Source organism: Oerskovia enterophila, from assembly GCF_044748475.1.
Taxonomy (GTDB): Bacteria; Actinomycetota; Actinomycetes; order Actinomycetales; family Cellulomonadaceae; genus Oerskovia; species Oerskovia enterophila.
In genome coordinates this window covers 114311-132769 of record NZ_JBIVFZ010000003.1, presented here as the reverse complement: position 1 = coordinate 132769, position 18459 = coordinate 114311, and the positions used below count along the sequence as shown (strand labels likewise).

The window sequence follows — 18459 nt, the reverse complement described above, 5'->3', positions numbered from 1 at the left end:
CTGACGGCGTCGGACAGCGGCGAGACCTTCCCGGTCCACCTGGCGGCGTCCCGAGCCGTCCCGGAGGCCCGGCAACCGGGCTGCGCGCGACGACGGCGCCCCACCCGGTGCTTCGACCGGGTGGGGCGCCGTCGTCAGGATGTGGCGGCTGGCGCAGAGCAGGGCGCCTCGTGTCAGGCCGCGGCGACCTCCCGCGGGAAGAGCCGCGCCATGACGTCAGACAGCGCGATGACCCCGGCGACCGAGGCGCCGTCGGTCACCACGGCGAGGTGGTTGCGGGTCTCGCGCATCTGGGCGAGAGCCGCGTAGACGGGCACGGACCGTTCGAGCGTGAAGGGCGGCCGCATGAGCTCGGCCGCGGGACGGTCGAGGCCCACGTCGAGGGTGTCGCGCACGTGCACGACCCCCGAGATGCTGGTGTCGTCCCCGAGCAGGATCCGCAGGTGGCCGGACGCTCGCGTGGCCTCCTGCACGTCGTGGACGGTGGCGTCGAGCGGGACCATGGTGGGCCTGCCCTGACCTGTGAGCAGGTCGCCCACGGCGAGGGTCTGCAGGTCCAGCGCCCCCGAGAGCTGGGCGAAGTACGCCGGGTCCAGGGCGCCGACGTTGGCCGAGTGCTCGACGAGGTGACGCAGGTCGTCGGCGCTCTGGCCCGAGGCGATCTGCCCCGTCGGCTCGACGCCGACCTTGACCAGGCACCAGTTGGCCATGTTGTTGAGCCCTGTGAGCAGGGGGCGGGTCAACCACATGAAGCCGCGCATGGGGATGGCCAGCAGCGTGGCCGAGGTCTCGGGGTGAGCGATGGCCCACGACTTGGGGGCCATCTCGCCGACGACCAGGTGCAGGAACGTCACGATGATCAGCGCGAGGACGAACCCGGCCGCGTCCGCGACCCACAACGGGGCGCCCCACGCCTCGAACGCGGGCGTGAGCCAGTGGTGGACGGCCGGCTTGGTGATGGCGCCGAGCGCGAGCGTGCAGGCCGTGATGCCGAGCTGCGACCCGGCGAGCAGCACGGTCAGCTCGGTCGAGCTGCGCAGCGCGGCCCGCGCCGAGCGGCTGTTGGGGGCGGCGTCCTCGAGGCGGTGCCGCTTGGCGGCGAGCAGCGCGAACTCGACGGCGACGAAGAACGCGCTGAGCGCGATGATGACGACGGTGATGGCCACGACGACCCAGGGGTTGCTCATCGTTCGCCCTCCTCGGTCTCGGGCGTCGCGTCAGGCGCGGCGTCGGGTGCTGGCAGCGGACGGTCGTCCGTCGGGAACGTCACACGGACCAGCGACGGGACGTGGCGCTCGACCTCGACCACGTCCACGCGCATCCATGCGGGCTCAGGTTCCGCAGCGAGGGCGAGGTCGGCCGGGTCGAGCGGCAGCTCGACGACGATCCCCTCACCCGGTTCGAGCAGCGAGCCGTGCTGGTCGATCACGAGGCCCGCGATCGTCTCGTAGTCGCCCCGCGGCAGGTCGCGACCGATCGCGCGCTCGACCTCGTCGATGTGGGTGTCTCCGGGCATGACCCAGATCCCGTCGTCGTCGCGCGGGGCGATGGTGGGCGTCGCGGGGTCGTGCTCGTCGGTGATCTCCCCGACGAGCTCCTCGGCCAGGTCCTCTGCCGTCAGGACGCCCGCGAACCCGCCGTACTCGTCGATCACGCACGCGAGCTGGTTGCGGGTCTCGGTGAGCTCGCGCAGGGCGTCGGGCAGGCTCATCGCTGTCGGGACGACGACCACGGGGCGCATGAAGTCCTGGGTCGGGACGTCGTCGCCGTGCGTGGTCGTCAGCACGTCGACGAGGTGGACGACGCCCACGACCTGGTCGTCGTCGGCGAGCACCGGGTAGCGCGAGTGTCCCGCCGCCATCCGTGCCCGCACCTCCGCGAGGGTGTCGCCCGCGTGCACGACGTCGACGCGGGCGCGCGGGATCATGGCGTGCTCGACGTCGCGCTCGGGGAAGTCGAGGATGCGGTCCAGGAGGACCGAGAGCTCGCCGGGGAGGTCGCCGCTCTGTCGGGAGTCCGCGACGATGTGCTCGAGGTCGCGGGCCGTCGCCGAGTGCTCGACGTCGTGGACCGGCTCGATCCGCAGCGCCTTGAGCAGGAGGTTCGAGGCCTGGTCGAAGATCTTGATGAGCCACCCGAACACGGCCAGGTAGATGGTCGTGGACCGGGCCAGCCACAGGGCGACCGGCTCGGGCCGGGCGATCGCGAGGTTCTTGGGGAAGAGCTCACCGAAGATCATCTGGACGAACGTCGAGAACACCAGGGCCAGGACGGTGCCCACCGCGATGCCCACGCCGGTCGGGACGCCGACCCCGCCCAGGGCCTCGCCCAGGGACTCACCGACGAGCGGCTCGGCGACGTAGCCGACCAGCAGCCCGGTCACGGTGATGCCCAGCTGGGCGCCCGAGAGCATGAAGGACGTGCGCTTGGTGACGGCCAGGGCACGCTTGGCCCCCGCGTCGCCCGAGCCCGCGCGCGCGCTCAACCGTGACCGGTCGACCGCCATGTACGCGAACTCCTGGGCGACGAAATAGCCCGTCACGGCCGTGATCGCCACGATCACGACGACGCCGAGCAGGAGTGTCAGCACCCACATCAGAACCTGCACCCCCTCGTCGCAGCATCGGTGGCCGGCACAAGGGGGTTCGTACTGTCTGCGTCCATGTCTCTCTCAGATCGCGGGTGGATTCCGTCAGGTCAACGCGGAAGGAGGCCTGAGCGTTCCCAGGATCTCGCACGAGTTCTCCGCTGGGTTGCCCGCAGCCCCACGAGCGGTCGCCACGAGCGCTCGTCGCGGGCGGGAGGCGGCGACGTAGGGTGTGAGCGACGACCGACGCAGCGAGCGAGGAGAACGACATGGCTTCCACCGCCGTGGCCCAGGCGACCGTCAGCGACGTGCTGGCCGAGCTCGAGGCCCTGGAGGACCCGAAGATCCGTGCGGTGAACGAGCGCCACGGGGACGACCACGGCGTCAACCTCACCAGGCTGCGCGCGGTCGCGAAGAGCCTCAAGACCCAGCACGAGCTCGCGGAGCAGCTCTGGGAGACCGGAGACACCGCGGCGCGCCTCGTCGCGATCCTGGTCTGCCGCCCCAAGTCCTGGTCGGCCGCGGAGCTCGACGCCATGCTGCGCGACGCACGTGTCCCCAAGGTGCACGGGTGGCTCGTGAGCTACGTCGTCAAGAAGAGCCCGCACGTCGAGGAGCTGCGCACCGCGTGGTTCGCCGACCCCGACCCGGTCGTCGCGAGCGCCGGGTGGGCGCTGACGACCGACCGCGTGGCGAAGTCCCCCGAGGGGATCGACCTGTCGGGGCTCCTCGACCGCATCGAGGCCGACATGAAGGACGCCCCCGAGCGTCTGCAGTGGGCCATGAACGAGTGCCTCGCGAACATCGGCATCCACCACCCCGAGCTGCGCGCCCGTGCGGTCGACATCGGTGAGCGGCTCGAGGTCCTCAAGGACTACCCGACGCCCCCGAACTGCACGTCGCCGTTCGCGCCGACCTGGATCGCGGAGATCGTCCGGCGTCAGACGCAGGCCTAGCGGCCTCCGGTCACTGCCCGACGGGCGTCGTCGGCCCATCGGTGCGGTCGCCCCCACCGGTTCGCGCGCCCACGGCCCGGCCACCGCTCGTGACCTCGCGGGCCCACGTCTGGAGCAGGCGTCGTTCGAGGGCCGTCGCGGGCTGGTCGCCGTCGGGCATGCCCGGGGCGAGCAGCGTTGCCGCCGTGAGCGCGGTCCCGCGGCGCGTCGTGCGGAGCAGCAGCGCTCCCGGGACGTAGCCGGCGTCCGAACCGGCTGCGTCCGCTGCGACCAGCTGGTCCGCGACCGTGTCCCGGAGGCGGAGCATCTCGCCGTGGGTGTAGAAGATCCCGCGTGTCTGTCCGTCGGCGTCGGCCGTGAACACGATCGCGGCGTCGGCGGACGGGTCGGCGGCGTCGGGGAGCGCCGCGCGCCGGGGCGCGTCGGGGAGGTCTGCCAGGCGGTGGGTCACCTGGAGCGCCGCGCGGCCGATCGCGGACAACGGGCCCACGGCGATCCGCGCGCGCACCGACGGGCGTCCGCGCGCCGCGCGAAGTCCGGTGACGTCGGCGATCACCACTCTCGGCTGGGCGAGCTGGTAGGCGGTGCGCCGCTGGCGGTGGGTCGTCCCGGTGGTGGTCGCGACCACGACTGCTCCGAGGTGCCAGCAGGCGTACACGACGGCGGTCCGGGTGGGCCCGGTGGGCAGGTGGACCGCGACGCGGTCGCCCGCAGCCACACCGAGGGTGCGCAGGCGCGCGGCGAGCTGGAGCGAACGGAGCGAGAGCAGGTGCCAGCTGACGGCGACCTCGCTGGCGTGGGGCGACCGGCTCCGGCGCACCGCAGGCCTGCGGTCTCCGTGGCGCAGTGCCAGGTCGCGGGGGAGGGAGTGTGCCTGCGGCTTCTCGACGGTCGTCATGAGGTGCTCCTTCGGTGGGGTGCGAGCGACGGTGCTCAGCAGTCTTTCCGCACGTCGGGGGACTCGTCGTCCACCTGCGGGAGCGGCGCCGTAACGCACCTGCGGTATGGGCGGGGGTGACGGAACACCGCGCCTGGACGACGACGTGGAGTGCTCGGCCGACCAGGCTGGGAGCGTTCCCCTCCTCGTCGAAAGGCCTCGTCATGAACTCGCTCGCCCAGTGGTGCTTCCGGAGACGCCGTGTCGTCCTGGGGGCCTGGATACTCGCCCTGATCGGGCTCGCGGTGGCGGCCCTCGGCCTGGGCACCGCGTTCAAGACCGCGGTCGCGCTGCCCGACTCCGAGTCCTCGACCGCCTACGCCCTGCTGGCCGAGGCGGGGGCCGGCGCCGAGACCGAGAGCGGCACCATCGTCTGGCGGACCGAGGGCGACGCGATCGACTCGCCGGCCGTGCAGGAGCAGGTTGCCCGCATGCTGGCGGACGTGACGGCGCAGCCGGGCGTCGAGGCGGTGGTCAGCCCGTACTCCGACCAGGGCGCCGCACAGGTGAACGCGGACGAGCGCACGGCGTTCGCGACGGTCGCCCTCGCGGACGACGCCGACCCCGAGGCGATCCGTTCGATCGCGGAGACCCTCGAGGCCGGCTCGTTCGCCGTCGGGCTCGGCGGGCAGGCCTTCACCGAGCTCCCCAGCCCGTCCGGCGGGACGGAGGCCGTGGGCATCCTGGCGGCGCTCGTGATCCTGCTCCTCGTGTTCCGCTCCGGGTGGGCGGCCTCGTTGCCCATCCTCACCGGTGTCATGGGCGTGGGAACCTCGTTGCTCCTCGTGATGATCGGCTCGCACGCGCTCGACGTCGATGCCACGTCGCTGACCATGGGAGCGCTGATCGGCCTCGGGGTCGGCATCGACTACGCCCTCTTCATCGTCAACCGGCACCGCAAGGCGCTCATGGCCGGGTCGACGGTCCCCGACGCAGTCGCCCTGGCGGTCAACACCTCGGGACGCGCCGTGATCTTCGCAGGGATCACCGTGATCGTGGCGCTGCTGGGCATGTTCGTCGTCGGGCTCGGTGTCCTGACCGGCATGGCGCAGGCCGCGGCCGTGACCGTGCTGTTCACCGTGGCCGCGGCGATCACGCTCCTGCCCGCGCTGCTGGGGATGATCGGCATGAGGATCCTGTCCAGGAAGCAGCGCGCCCAGCTCGCCTCCACGGGCCTCGCGTCGCCGGGGAAGCCGACGGCGTCGGGGCGATGGGCGCTGCTGCTCGACCGTGCCCCCCGACGCATGGTCGGGGCCTCGCTCGTGGTGCTGGTCGCCCTGGCCGCGCCCGCTCTCGGCATGCGCGTCGGCAACGCCGACGCGAGCAGCGACCCGGCAGGTTCGCCTGGGCGTGCGTACTACGACCTCATGACCCCGGCCTTCGGCGCAGGGGTCGACGCCACCCTGGTCCTGGTGGCCGAGGTGCCCGACGCGGCCGCGGCGCAGGCCTTCACAGAGCTCGCCGAGGCCCTGCCCGACGTCGAGGGCGTCGCCTCGGCGCAGGCCGCCCCCGTGCAGCCGGGCCAGAGAATCGCGATCGCCTCGGTGGTCCCGACGACGAGCGCCCAGACGCGCGAGACCCAGGACCTGGTCCACACCCTGCGCGACGGCGTCGTCCCCGACGCCGCACGAGGGACGGACCTGCAGGTCCACGTGGGCGGCGAGACCGCGACGAACATCGACATCGCGGACGCCCTGATGAGCAAGCTGCCGCTCTACCTCGGTCTGGTCGCGGTGCTCGGCTTCCTGCTGCTGGTCGTCGCGTTCCGCAGCCTCCTGGTCCCGCTCGTCGGCGCCCTCTCCAACCTCGCGACCCTCGCGGTGGGGCTGGGGGCGATCACGACGATCTTCCAGCACGGCTGGGGCAGCGAGCTGCTCGGCGTGGGCTCCGGTGCGCCCGTGATGTACATCGTCCCGGTGATCGTCGTCGGGGTCGTGTTCGGCCTCTCGATGGACTACCAGGTCTTCCTCGTCAGCCGCATGCACGAGGAGTGGAGCCAGACCCGGGACAACGATCGTGCCGTCCGGGTCGGGGTCACCGAGACCGGGCAGGTCATCGCGGTGGCAGCGTCCATCATGCTCTTCGTGTTCGCCTCGTTCGGCTTCAGCGGCGAGCGGATCGTCTCGGCGATCGGCATCGGTCTGGCCCTGGCGGTCCTGGTCGACGCGTTCGTCGTGCGCCTGACCCTCGTCCCGGCACTCATGAAGCTCATCGGCGCCCGCAACTGGTCCTACCCTCGGTGGGCCGAGCGCATCACCCCGCACCTGTCGCTCGAGGGCCCGTCCGAGCCCGTCGCGGGTGTCCCGCTCGTCGTCCCCGAGCCGGTCGCGGTCGGGGCCACCTCGACCGGACCCTTCGCGTCGACGACACTGTGGGACGGGGAGCAGCCCCGCCAGACCTCCGAGGAGCCGTGACGTGAACCACCGAGCACGCTCGTCGCGACCCGCCGGGCGTGCGCCCGCTCCCGTCCGCCGTGGCCACCGGGCACGGTGGACGGGGGCGGTCTTCAACGTCGCGGTGCTCGTGGCGATGCTCGCCACCGCCACGATCCGCCAGGGGTTCGCCGAGCGTCCCAGCCCCCTCCTGCTCGTGCTGGTCCTCGTGTCCTGGCTGCCGCTCACCGTCCGCAACCGCTGGCCGTTCGGTGCCCTGGTGGCCACGCTCGTCACCGAGTCCCTGCACCTGGCGCTCATGCCGCTGATCGACCTGGACCCGCGGAGCATCACCGACATGGGCGCGTTCCAGCCCGTGCCGATCGCGACCACGGTCGCGGCCTACACGTTCGCGTCGCGGTCCTCGCGGCGGGACGGGTGGACGGCCGGTATCGGCTCGGCGGCCGTCCTGATCGCGGTCAGCCACTTCGCCGTCCCCGGGACTGAGCTCGCCACCTCGCTCCTGATGTTCGACGTCGTGATCCTCGCCACCGCGATCGGCGCCCTCGTGGCCGGACGGCGCGAACGGGTGCTGCGCGAGGCGCTCGCCCGGCAGGAGGAGACCCGGCGCGAGGTCGCCGCCGAGCGGCTGCGCATCGCCCGCGAGCTGCACGACGTCCTGGCGCACAACCTCACGCTGGTCAACGCGCAGGCAGGTGTCGCGGGCTACCTCCTGCACACCGACCCGCCCGCGGCCGAGGAGGCGCTGCGGGGCATCACCGAGCACACCCGCCGGGCTCTCGACGAGCTGCGGGCGACCGTCGGGCTGCTCCGTCAGGAGGGGGACCAGGCCGAGGGGCCCGACGAGCCGGCGGCCGACGCCCTGCGTCCCGTCCCCGGGGTCGGCGACGTGGACGAGCTGGTGCGCGGCCTCCGGGCCGCCGGCGCGGACATCGTCAGCACGACGACGGGCACGCCTCGCGCACTGTCCTCCCGAGGAGACCTCGCGGCCTACCGGATCCTCCAGGAGGCGTTGACCAACGCCGCCAAGCACGCCCCGGGCTCACAGGTCCACGTCGAGCTCACCTGGACCGAGGACCGGCTCGTGGTCGACGTCGTGAACGGCGCCCCCGCGGTGGACGCCCGGCCAGGGACTGTCCCGGGCAGCGGGCACGGGCTGATCGGGATGAACGAGCGCGCCACCGCGGCCGGGGGGAGCGTGCGCACCGGGCGCACCCCGGGCGGGGGCTTCCACGTCGTCGCGAACCTGCCCACCACCGACGAGGGCGGGGACATCTCCCCGTCCAGCCCGACCACCCGAGGAGCCTCATGACGATCCGCGTCCTCCTGGCCGACGACCAGGCCCTGCTGCGCGGGACCTTTCGCCTGCTGCTCGAGTCCGCACCCGACATGACCGTCGCCGGGGAGGCCGCCGACGGCGCGGAGGCCGTCGCCCTCGCACGCTCCGAGCGCGCGGACGTCGTCCTGATGGACATCCGGATGCCCGGGGTGGACGGTATCGACGCCACACGCCGCATCACGGCCGACGAGTCGCTCGCCGGCGTGAAGATCCTGGTCCTGACGACCTTCGAGACCGACGAGCTCGTGGTCGCCGCGCTGCGCGCCGGAGCCAGCGGCTTCATCGGCAAGGGCATCGACCCGTCCGAGCTGCTCGACGCCGTCCGCACCGTCGCGTCGGGCGAGTCCCTCCTGTCGCCCGCCGCGACCACGGCGCTCATCGGCCGGTTCCTCGCGCACGTCCCCGAGCCGGCCGCCGCCACGACGCGCCAGGAGACCCAGCTCACCGCCCGCGAGGAGGAGATCACGGCGCTCGTCGGTCGGGGCATGTCGAACCTCGAGATCGCCGCACAGCTCTTCATCAGCCCGGCCACGGCCAAGACGCACATCAACCGCGCCATGATGAAGACCGGCTCGCGCGACCGGGCCCAGCTCGTCGTGTTCGCCTACGAGACCGGGCTCACGACACCCGGGCAGGGCTGACGGGGCGGTCTGCGCGCTTGCGGACCGCGAGAGAGACCACGGTCGCGACGCCCAGGAGGGCCGTCGCGACGAGGAAGGTCGTCTGCATGCCGGCCGAGATCGAGGCCACCGTGGCGCCCTGGACCTCGACCGACCCGGTCGCCGCCGCGAACACGGCGCCCATGGCCGAGGCACCCGCGATGAGGCCGAGATTGCGCGAGAGGCTCAGGACGCCCGAGACGGTCCCACGGCGTCGTGCGTCGGCCGTCGTCATGACAGCGGTGTTGTTCGCGGCCAGGAAGAGCTGGTAGCCGGGAGTCAGGACCACGAGCGCGAGCACGTATCCGGGCAGGCCCCAGGCGGGAGGCAGCACCACGAGCAGGACGGCCCCGGCCGTCATGGTCAGGAGAGCGACGGTCGTCATGGCGCCCGCGCCGGCACGGTCGACGACCCTCCCGGCGACGACGCCGGTCAGCGCCGACACGACCGGCCCGACCGCGAGCGTGAGGCCGATCGCGGCCGCGTCGAGCCCCAGCCCGCCTGCGAGGTAGAAGGGGCCCACGACCAGGGTGCTCATCATCACGGTCGCGACGAGCAGGTTCATGAGCAGGCCACCGCTCAGGGCGCGGGAGCGCAGGAGCCCCCACGGCAGGAGCGGTGCAGCCGTCCTGCGCTCGATCGCGACGAGCAGCGCGACGAGGACCGCTGCGCCCACGAGCAGCGGTCCGGCGCCGACCTGTGGGAAGGCGTCAGGAGTCATCGCGAGGGCGCCCGCCACCAGGGCCGCCGTGAGCACGAGGGCGCCCGCGACGTCGAACCTCGCGCCCGACCGGACCGGGGCGGGCTCGTCGCCCAGGCCGCGCCAGGTGAGCACGAGAGCGACGCCCGCGAGCGGCAGCATGGCCACGAAGCCCGCCTGCCACCCTGACGTGGCGATCAGCAGCCCGCCCCCGGCGGGCCCCAGCGCGGTCCCGACCGCCGAGGTCGTCCCCAGCAGCCCCATGGCCGCTCCGGTGCGTGCCTCGGGCACGACGTCCCGCACGAGTGCCAGGGGCAGCGCGATCATGACGGCGGCACCGACCCCCTGCAGCGAGCGGGCGGCGACGAGCGCCGCGAGGGAGGGCGCCAGAGCGCACGCGAGCGTCGCGGCCGTGAACAGACCGAGGCCCGCGAGGAGCACACGCTGTCGCCCGAGGGCGTCACCGAGCCTCCCCGCGGCGACCGCGGTCACGGTCATGGCCAGCAGGTACGCCAGGACGACCCACTGCACCCGGCCGAAGGGTGCTCCGAGCTCGTGCGCGAGCGTGGGTAGCGCGACGTTCGCGACGCTGGTGCCGAGCGAGGCCAGGAGCGTCGCGAGCGCGAGCGCACCCACGAGTCCTGACCGGGAGCGTGGTGCGTGCGGGGTGAGGTTCATACCGCCGAGGTTGCCGGTTTGACCCGGATCCGGCAATGCTCGTTGCCAGAACTGGGACAGAGTGGTGGGATGGTGCGATGGACGACCCCACGGCAGCGATCGGACGCGCACTCGACCAGGTCGGGCCACGGCTCGGCGCCCTCCGACGGCGACGCGGGATCACCCTCGCGGCGCTCGCGGACACGACGGGCATCTCCAAGAGCACGCTGTCGCGCCTCGAGACCGGGGGGCGCAAGCCCAGCCTCGAGCTCCTCCTGCTGCTCGCCCACGCGTACCGGGTGCCGCTCGACGAGCTCGTGCGCGCCCCGGAGACGGGAGACCCCCGCATCCGGCTCACCCCGCGGAGGGTCAACGGCCGGGTGGTCGTGCCCCTGACCCGGCAGCCCGCGAGCCAGCACGCCTGGAAGATCCTCGTCCCGCGCAAGGTCGCCGAGCCCGCGCTCACGACGCACGACGGCTACGAGTGGCTGTACGTGCTCACGGGCCGGCTGCGGCTCGTCGTGGGGGACCGGGACATCGTGCTCGACGCCGGGGAGGTCGCCGAGTTCGACACCCGCACGCCCCACTGGTTCGGCAGCACGGGCCAGGAGGGCGCCGAGGTGCTCAGCCTGTTCGGGCCGCAGGGCGAGCGGGCCCACACCCGCACCGACCTCACGCCCGACGACGCGGTCGGCCGCGAGGACACGACGAGCACCGGTCCGGAGACCCTGCCCGACGGCGCGGCGCCCGCCCTCCCTGGCGCCGTGCCCTGACGCGCTGCCCGCGCTCGCCGTCCCGCCCCGCGTCCCGGGGCACGCCCGCCGCGGCCGTGACCCCGGGCACGTCCGGTCACCGCGCGACCGGCACGACCTCCCCGGTCACGGTGTCCGCGCGGAACGCCCGCTCGAAGCGGGCCTGCCCGGCCTGGACCGCGCACTCCACGCGCGCCTCGCCGCGGGCCACGTCGTCCGCGGTCACGGTGTACGTGGGCGTGAAGTACAGGGCGTCCTCGCCGGGGGCCAGGCGCACGGCCGGGAACTGGGCCGTCACGTCGCCGTCGAAGCTCCCGCTCAGCCCAGCGGTCACGGGATCGTCGCCCTGGTGCCGGAAGCGCCCGGTGAACGCGAGGATGTCGCCGGCCCGCAGGCCCGGCGCGGCCGGCCCGTAGTTGGCGTCCTGGGCCTCGCGCGTGCCGAGCACCTGGTCGCCGTCGTACCCCTGCCCGATCTCCTTCCAGGTGTGCACGCCCCAGTCGCCGCCCTCGGCCGAGATGACGTGCGACGCGCCCACGCTGACCCACTGCGTGGGGCGCCCCGGGGTGATCGAGCGCAGCACCATGGTCAAGGCGCCGCCGTCGTCGTCCACGAACGTCTCGACGGCCTCCCCGAGGGCCGCGGGCGAGAGCGCCTCGGCCTCGATGCGCGCGAAGACGATCTCGCGGTACCCGTCACGCTCGTAGAGCACCCCGAGCGACCCGTCGGCGAGCACGGCTCCCGTCGAGTACGCGCTCGAGCCCGCGCAGATCGTCAGCGCGGGTCGCCAGCTCGCACCCTCGTCGTGCGACACACTGAGCACGGTGTTGCGGCGCAGGTCGGCGTCGCGGTTGTTCGTCGCGAGCAGGGGAGCGGCCACGTCGGTCACGTCCCCGAGCCGAAGGACGCTCCCGTTGTCGCTCGGGTCGGGCAGGTCGTGCACGGGGTGCAGCGGCCCGTACGAGCGACCGCCGTCGGTCGAGACCGCCTGCAACCGGCACCCCTTCGCGCGCGAGCTCAGCAGCAGGCGACCGTCGCGCAGCTCGACGACCTTGTTCTCGTTGGCCCCGGGGCCCGTGGGCTCGCCCAGCGTCCAGGTGTCGCCGTGGTCGTCCGAGTACGCCGACGCGGCGCGGATCTCGCCGCGCAGGAGCAGGACCATCTGCTGGACCAGGCGCCCGGCGAACGGTCCGGTCTCGATCTGGATCCCGGTGCCTGCCGCGGCGAACAGGCCCGTGACGCCCTGCGGCTTGAGCGAGGCCGTGACGCGACGGTGGGTCCACGTCAGGCCGTCGTCGTCGGAGAACGACAGGTCGACGTGCTGGACGTCGTCCTCGGGCTCGAGCCCCTCGACCGCCTCGAAGAACCCCGCGTGGGTCCCCGCCGCGTGGAAGCAGAAGATCCGCCCGGTCACCCTGTCCACGAGCAGGCTCGGGTCGCCGAACCCCTGGAGCCCCGTGCCGACGCGCACGTCCTGCTGGGGCTCCCAGGTGCGGCCGTGGTCGAGGCTGCGCCGGACCAGGAGGTCGATCGTGTTCGGCAGGTCGTCGAGGTTGGGGCGTCCGTCGTAGGCCGCGAGGACGGTTCCCCGCGTGGAGACGGCCAGGGCGGGGATGCGGTACTGGCGGTGTCCGCCGAGGCCGCGAGCGGCCAGCACCTGGTGGGTGATTTCGTGGGGGTTCGTGCGCATCCTCCAGTTCTACCCCGTCGGACGCGGGGATCCACGCCGCGGCGGCCTCGCGTCGCGTCCTCGCAGCCTGCCCGACGGCGTAGCGCACCTCCGCGCGGAAGGTGCGCGACGCCGTCGGGCAGGGGAGATCAGGCGCTCCGCCGGGCCACGCGCGCGGACGACCACGGGACCGCGCGGCCCGCGGCGAGCGAGGCCGGGACCGACAGGACCCGCTGGTTCGTGCTCCCGCGGAAGGGGAGCGTGAGGTCGCGTCGCGCGATCTCGAACCGGCCGTCGACCAGGACGTCGAGACCCGCGAGCAGCTCGCGCTGGTCGGGGGAGCCTGCGAGCAGCTCCTCGAAGGTGTAGCCGCTCCAGCACCACACGTCCTTGGACGGGCCGTGCTGCTCGCGCAGGCGCCGCACGAGGCGCAGGCACACGCCCGTGTTGAGGAACGGCTCGCCGCCGAGCAGCGACAGGCCTTGCACCGACTCGTGCGCGAGGTCCGCCAGGATGCGTTCCTCGAGCTCGTCGGTGTACGCGGAGCCGTAGCGAAAGCTCCAGGTCGCCTCGTTGAAGCAGCCCTCGCACGCGAACAGGCACCCGCTCACGTACAGGCTGCAGCGCACGCCCTCGCCGTCGACGAACACGAACGGCTTGTAGTCCGCGACGTAGCCCTGGCTGAGGCGCTCCGAGCGCCAGTGGGGCTGCGGGTCCCGCGGCACGACGGCCTCAGTCTTCCGGGGGGCTCGTGCGGGCTGCGGACTCCTCGCAGCTGGCCTCGCCGGCGACTCCGGTCATGCCGGCAGCTCCGACCTCGCCGAGGCTCACGGCCCCGGCCATGTGCTTGACGCGCGAGGAGATCTCGACGTGCCGGCCGTGCACCATGGGCCGCTGCTGCGGGTTGCCCAGGTACCCGCACGTGCGCTTGACGACGTCGCACGTGCGCGGGTCCGTGTTCCCGCAGCCCGGGCACGCGAAGCCGCGCGCGGTCGGGGTGAAGTCGCCCGCGTAACCGCACGCGTAGCAGCGGTCGATCGGGGTGTTGGTGCCGAGGTACCCCACGCGGTCGTAGGCGTAGTCCCACACGGCCTCGAGCGCCTTGGGGTTCTGCTGGAGCACGGGGTACTCGCAGTAGTGGATGAAGCCGCCCGACGCATACTGCGGGTAGTCCATCTCGAAGTCGAGCTTCTCGAACGGCGTCGGGTCCTTGCGCACGTCGTAGTGGAAGCTGTTCGTGTAGTACTCCTTGTCGGTGATGTCCGCGACCTCGCCGAACTTCTCGCGGTCCATGCGGGCGAACCGGTCCGTCAGGCTCTCGCTCGGCGTCGAGTAGACGCTGAAGTGGTAGCCGTGCTCGGCCGTCCAGGCCCGGGTGTGCGCGTGCAGCTCACGGAGCACGCGCAGTGTGAGGGCCTTGGCCTCCGGGTCCTGCTCCCAGGCACCGCCGTAGAAGGCCGCGGCGACCTCGTAGAGCCCGATGTACCCGAGCGAGACCGTCGCACGCCCGGCGCGGAAGAGCTGGTCGACGTCGTCGTCGGGCGCGAGGCGCTCGCCGAACGCGCCGTGCACGTACAGGATCGGGGCGTTGCCCGGCACGGCCTGCTTGCAGCGCTCGATCCGGTACACGAGCGCGTCGCGCACCGTGACCAGGCGCTCTTCCAGCAGCGCCCAGAACGCCTCCTGGCTGCCCTGGGCCTCGAGGGCGATGCGGGGCAGGTTGAGCGTCACGACGCCGAGGTTCATGCGGCCCTCGACGACGTCGTTCCCGTCCTCGTCCTGCCAGCCCTGCAGGAACGAGCGGCAGCCCATGGGCATCTTGAAGCTGCCCGTGAGCTCGACGATCCTGTCGTAGCTCAGCACGTCGGGGTACATGCGCTTGGTGGCGCACTCGACCGCGAGCTCCTTGATGTCGTAGTTCTCGTCGCCCGGCTCGAGGTTGAGCCCGCGTCGCAACGTGTAGATGAGCTTGGGGAAGATCGCGGTGCGTCCCTCGGCCCCCAGACCCTTGATGCGGATCTGCAGGATCGCCCGCTGGATCTCGCGCTCGAGCCAGCTCGTGCCGAGCCCGAACCCGACCGAGGTGAACGGGGTCTGCCCGTTCGAGGTGAACAGCGTGTTGATCTCGTACTCGAGGCTCTGCATCGCGTCGTAGATGTCCTTGGACGTCTTGGCCCGGGCGTACGCGTCGTGCGTCGAGGCGTCCGGGAGCCACCGCTCGGCCTCGACGAGGTGCTTGGCGTGGTTCAGCGCGGCGTAGGGGGCCAGGAGCTCGTCGATCCGGTTGACCGAGCAGCCGCCGTACTGGCTCGAGGCGACGTTCGCGATGATCTGCGTGATCTGCGCCGCGGCCGTCTGGATCGAGCGGGGCGGCTCGACCTGGGCGTTGCCGATGCGGAACCCCTCGGACAGCATGGTCCGGAAGTCGATCAGGCAGCAGTTCGTCATGGGCGCGTAGGGGTGGTAGTCGAGGTCGTGGTAGTGCAGGTCGCCCTTCTGGTGCGCGTTGGCGACGTGCGGGGGCAGCATGCGCAGCCCCACGGCCTTGCCCACGGCACCGGCCGTCAGGTCGCGCTGGGTGTTGAAGACGTCCGAGTCCTTGTTGGCGTTCTCGTTGACGACCGCCGAGTCCTTGCTGATCAGACCGACGATCGAGTGGTTGAGGTCGGTCGACCGGCTGCGCGCGAAGTCCCGCTGGACCCGGTAGTCGATGTACGCCCGCGCCACCTCGTACTCGCGGGACTCGAGGAGCTCGTGCTCGACGACGGCCTGGATCTCGTAGATCTGGACGACCTCGGCGAAGCGCACCGAGATCTCCGCGACGACCCGCGCGAGCACGCTGTCGAGCGTCTGCTCGACGAACGGCGTGAGGTCTCCGTGGACGTCCTCGTAGGCCTTGCGAAGGGCCGCCCGGATGCGGGCGTCGTCGAACGCCAGGCGGCGCCCGTCCCGCTTGAGCACTGTCAGGGACGTCGCTCCCCGTGACGCGACGTCCTCGTCCTGCGCGACCTCGACCGGGCTCATGTGCGACCACAACCTCTCGACGGACGCCTCGGTCCGGCACGACCTCGCCGGCACGCCGAGGCGCGATGGGAACTAGATGTAGTAGCAATTACACCCGTGTCATCCCACATGTAGTGGCCAATCCCGGGCGAGCCGGGACCTTCCTCCCTGAGGTCGGGACGTTGGTCACCCGCGTCGTCGGACCAAGGGCCCGCGTGCGGGCGGACGCCGACCGGCGGTCGGGCGCACGTCGCCCCTGGTGTCGCAGGACAGCCCGCGCGGCGTCCGGGTGTCGGGCCCGTCGGAAGCCTGGTAGACCGGCAGGGGAAGGGCGTGCAGCGGCGCCCGCGTACCGCTCGTGACGAAGGAGTGCGGAGATGACCCGTCGACACGTCTCATGGGTCGGGGAGGACGACCCCGACCGCGTGGACACGGCGGTCCTCTCGCTCGGGGCAGACCGGTTCGAGTGCCTCGGGACCTCACGGGGACCGACCTACGTGACGGCCTGGTCCCTGACCACCGGGCCGCACTGGGTCACGCGCAGGCTCGAGGTGACGGTCCGGGGGCAGGGCTGGTCCCGCGACCTGCAGCTCGAGCGGGCGGGATCAGGGGAGTGGGGCGCGGAGGTCTCGCACTCCGGGGCGGCCCCGGTCGACCTCGCGACCCCCGGTATCGAGGCCCCGTCGGCGCTCGCGGGCGCGCTCGACTGCGACCTCGCGCTGTGCCCCGTGACGAACTCCATGCCGATCCTGCGCCTCGGGCTGCTGGGCGCCCGGGCGCCGGTCACGCCAACCTCCTTGACCATGGCCTGGGTCGAGGTCCCCTCGCTGCGGGTCGTGCGCAGCGAGCAGGTGTACGCCGCGAGCTCCCCGTACGACCCGGCGGTGGGGCGGGGGGTCGTCACCTACACGAGCGCGACGCGCGACGTCACGGCCGACCTCACGGTCGACGCCGACGGCCTCGTGATCGACTACCCGCACCTCGCACGCCGGGGCTGATCGCCCCCGCGTCTCCGCAGCGCGCTCTTCGCCCGACCGGAGCGCACCTGCCTGCAGCAAGAGCTGGTCGGACCGCACCCACCTGGAGGAGCTCATGGACGAGGCGACGCACGGCTGGGAGCTCATCGAGCCACCCGTCGCGGGGGACGAGGTCGCGACGCTCCTCGGCTCGCTCGAGCGTCAGCGAGCGACGTTCGCGTGGAAGGTCGGCGGCCTCGACGCCGAGGCGCTCGCGGTCAAGGTCGCGGCGTCCGAGATCACGCTGGGAGGGCTCCTCAAGCACCTCGCGTTCGTCGAGGAGCTGTGGTTCTCGACCACGCTCCACGGCCGCTCACCGGGCCGACCGTGGGACACGGTCGACTGGGACCGGGACCCGCAGTGGCCGTGGACCTCGGCGGCCCAGGACGGCCCGCAGGACCTGTACGACCTGTGGCGCACGGCTGTCGTCCGGGCGCGCGCGGCGATCGACGAGGCGCTCGCCGACGGCGGGCTCGACCACCGGGTTGTCTGGCAGCCCGGGAGCGACGGCGAGAAGTCCAGCCTGCGCCGCGTCCTGGTCGACCTGATCGAGGAGTATGCCCGGCACGTCGGGCACGCCGACCTGATCCGTGAGTCGATCGACGGCCTGGTCGGGGAGGACCCGCCCGGCGTGCCGGGGCTCTACCCGCTGCGCGGGCGCTGAGCCGTGTCCGGAGCGTGGGCGCGGTTCTCGGCTCGGCGGGTCGGAGCGGGTGGGTGCCGTCGAGCACGCCGACACGCTCCGAAGGGCTTCTGGGTGCCCGCAGGCCCGGGAGCTTCTCGGCGCGCGGCGTCAACTCGTCACGCGTGCGTCGGGCCGCCCCGGAGCGATCGTCTCGCCGTCGCCTGGATCCCCCGAGCACGGTGCTTGCACCGCCGGCTCGGCGTCCGGTGCCGTGGTGGTCTCGTAGGCCAGCACGACGGCTACACCGGCGCCGCAGAGCACGAACCCGACGAGAGTCGTGGCCGTCAGGGTCTCGCCGAGCAGGGTTGCGCCCCCGGCGGCCGTCGCGGGTGCGATCAGGAACAAGAGCGCATTGAGCGCCGTGACGCCGATCCGACGCAGCAGCCACCAGTAGAGGCCGTAGGCGGCCAGCGTCGGGAACGCGGCCGCGAATCCGGCCGCGAGCCAGAACGTCGCCGATGCAGGGGGTGCGAGCGTTCCCGTCGCGGCAGCGAGCACGACGAGCGCCACGGCTGTCACGACGACGTGCACGGTCAGGGTCGTGAGAACTCCTGCCTGCGCCTTCGCTCGGCGCTGGAGGAAGGTGGCGACGATCAGGCAGGACATGGCAAGAAGGGGCAGGAGGTAGACCGAGGGGTGCGCTGACGAACCCTCGAGCTGCGACCGCACGACCAGCAGCACTCCCACCCCACCGATGGCGAGCCCGGCCCACTGGGCCCCACGCACTCGGAGGCCCAGGAGCGGGCCCACGAGCACGGCGACCACGAGCGGTTGCACGGCGTCGATCAGCGCGACCGTGCCGGTGGCGACACCTGACGCGATCGCGGCATAGACGAAGACGCAGTAGCCGAACTGTGCGAACAGGCCGATCAAGGACTGTCGTCGGAGCACGGTCGCGCTGACGCCGCGGGTGAGGCCGGTGGCGAGGGCCACGGCGAGCAGGGCGCCTGCCAGCGGGACGAACCGCCAGACGAGCAGCGTGAGCGGCGAGACCTCGACGGTGGCGAGTGCTGGGACGAGGAATCCTGAGCTCCAGGTCGCCACGAAGGCACCTGCTGCCAGCAACGTCGTGCTGCGACGTAGTAGACCGATCTGTTTACTCATCC

Annotated in this window: 15 protein-coding genes; 7 read left to right on the top strand and 8 right to left on the bottom strand. The window is 72.6% G+C overall.

The window, feature by feature from the left end; genetic code table 11:
• Window positions 1-173 precede the first annotated feature (173 nt).
• Both ACIPWA_RS09960 and ACIPWA_RS09955 read right to left on the bottom strand, forming a co-directional pair.
• Window positions 174-1187, bottom strand: coding sequence for a hemolysin family protein (locus ACIPWA_RS09960; RefSeq protein WP_400289846.1), 1014 nt, complete (start codon window positions 1185-1187; stop codon window positions 174-176).
• The gene (locus ACIPWA_RS09955; protein WP_400289844.1) at window positions 1184-2596 is read right to left on the bottom strand and encodes a hemolysin family protein; all 1413 of its coding nucleotides are present in this window, start codon (window positions 2594-2596) and stop codon (window positions 1184-1186) included. The genes ACIPWA_RS09960 and ACIPWA_RS09955 overlap by 4 nt, the downstream gene beginning before the upstream one ends.
• A 260-nt stretch (window positions 2597-2856) precedes the next feature.
• Between ACIPWA_RS09955 and ACIPWA_RS09950 the strand changes: the two genes are divergently transcribed.
• On the top strand, window positions 2857-3543 hold the full coding sequence (locus ACIPWA_RS09950; RefSeq protein WP_200955957.1) for a DNA alkylation repair protein: 687 nt from the start codon (window positions 2857-2859) through the stop codon (window positions 3541-3543).
• A 10-nt stretch (window positions 3544-3553) separates the two neighbouring features.
• Here ACIPWA_RS09950 and ACIPWA_RS09945 read toward each other — a convergent pair whose 3' ends face one another.
• Window positions 3554-4441 (bottom strand): AMP-binding protein, encoded by an 888-nt coding sequence (locus tag ACIPWA_RS09945; protein ID WP_354505337.1) that lies wholly within the window; start codon window positions 4439-4441, stop codon window positions 3554-3556.
• Between the two features lie 203 nt (window positions 4442-4644).
• Here ACIPWA_RS09945 and ACIPWA_RS09940 point away from each other — a divergent pair, with 203 nt between their 5' ends.
• From ACIPWA_RS09940 to ACIPWA_RS09930, 3 genes are read left to right on the top strand one after another with little or no spacing between them, the layout of a single operon-like run.
• Complete coding sequence (locus ACIPWA_RS09940; RefSeq protein ID WP_082608974.1) at window positions 4645-6894, top strand: MMPL family transporter; 2250 nt, start codon at window positions 4645-4647, stop codon at window positions 6892-6894.
• Between the two features lies 1 nt (window position 6895).
• Complete coding sequence (locus tag ACIPWA_RS09935) at window positions 6896-8185, top strand: sensor histidine kinase (RefSeq protein WP_056652175.1); 1290 nt, start codon at window positions 6896-6898, stop codon at window positions 8183-8185.
• Entirely contained in the window at window positions 8182-8853 is a 672-nt protein-coding gene (locus ACIPWA_RS09930; RefSeq protein ID WP_354505343.1) for a response regulator transcription factor, read from the top strand. The genes ACIPWA_RS09935 and ACIPWA_RS09930 overlap by 4 nt, the downstream gene beginning before the upstream one ends.
• Here the strand turns inward: ACIPWA_RS09930 and ACIPWA_RS09925 are convergent.
• Complete coding sequence (locus tag ACIPWA_RS09925) at window positions 8831-10249, bottom strand: MFS transporter (protein ID WP_354505346.1); 1419 nt, start codon at window positions 10247-10249, stop codon at window positions 8831-8833. The two genes, ACIPWA_RS09930 and ACIPWA_RS09925, sit on opposite strands and share 23 nt — an antisense overlap.
• Window positions 10250-10326: 77 nt before the next feature.
• On the opposite strand from ACIPWA_RS09925, the gene ACIPWA_RS09920 reads away from it, so the two are divergent.
• A complete protein-coding gene (locus ACIPWA_RS09920; RefSeq protein ID WP_400289839.1) occupies window positions 10327-11001 on the top strand; it encodes a helix-turn-helix domain-containing protein in 675 nt (224 codons plus the stop codon).
• A gap of 76 nt (window positions 11002-11077) precedes the next feature.
• On the opposite strand, the gene ACIPWA_RS09915 is transcribed toward ACIPWA_RS09920, so the two are convergent.
• The 3 genes from ACIPWA_RS09915 to nrdD all read right to left on the bottom strand — a co-directional run bounded on the left by ACIPWA_RS09915 (window position 11078) and on the right by nrdD (window position 15673).
• On the bottom strand, window positions 11078-12670 hold the full coding sequence (locus tag ACIPWA_RS09915) for a sialidase family protein (RefSeq protein ID WP_400289837.1): 1593 nt from the start codon (window positions 12668-12670) through the stop codon (window positions 11078-11080).
• A gap of 128 nt (window positions 12671-12798) precedes the next feature.
• Complete coding sequence (gene nrdG, locus ACIPWA_RS09910) at window positions 12799-13374, bottom strand: anaerobic ribonucleoside-triphosphate reductase activating protein (RefSeq protein ID WP_400289835.1); 576 nt, start codon at window positions 13372-13374, stop codon at window positions 12799-12801.
• A gap of 7 nt (window positions 13375-13381) precedes the next feature.
• Window positions 13382-15673 (bottom strand): anaerobic ribonucleoside-triphosphate reductase, encoded by a 2292-nt coding sequence (nrdD, locus tag ACIPWA_RS09905; protein WP_400289833.1) that lies wholly within the window; start codon window positions 15671-15673, stop codon window positions 13382-13384.
• Between the two features lie 356 nt (window positions 15674-16029).
• Here nrdD and ACIPWA_RS09900 point away from each other — a divergent pair, with 356 nt between their 5' ends.
• Both ACIPWA_RS09900 and ACIPWA_RS09895 read left to right on the top strand, forming a co-directional pair.
• The gene (locus tag ACIPWA_RS09900) at window positions 16030-16650 is read left to right on the top strand and encodes a putative glycolipid-binding domain-containing protein (RefSeq protein WP_400289831.1); all 621 of its coding nucleotides are present in this window, start codon (window positions 16030-16032) and stop codon (window positions 16648-16650) included.
• A gap of 94 nt (window positions 16651-16744) precedes the next feature.
• Window positions 16745-17332 (top strand): DinB family protein, encoded by a 588-nt coding sequence (locus tag ACIPWA_RS09895; RefSeq protein ID WP_400289829.1) that lies wholly within the window; start codon window positions 16745-16747, stop codon window positions 17330-17332.
• Window positions 17333-17461: 129 nt separating this feature from the next.
• Here the strand turns inward: ACIPWA_RS09895 and ACIPWA_RS09890 are convergent, their stop codons facing one another.
• Window positions 17462-18457: a DMT family transporter gene (locus tag ACIPWA_RS09890; RefSeq protein ID WP_400289827.1), complete on the bottom strand. Its 996-nt coding sequence runs from the start codon at window positions 18455-18457 to the stop codon at window positions 17462-17464.
• Window positions 18458-18459: the final 2 nt, after the last annotated feature.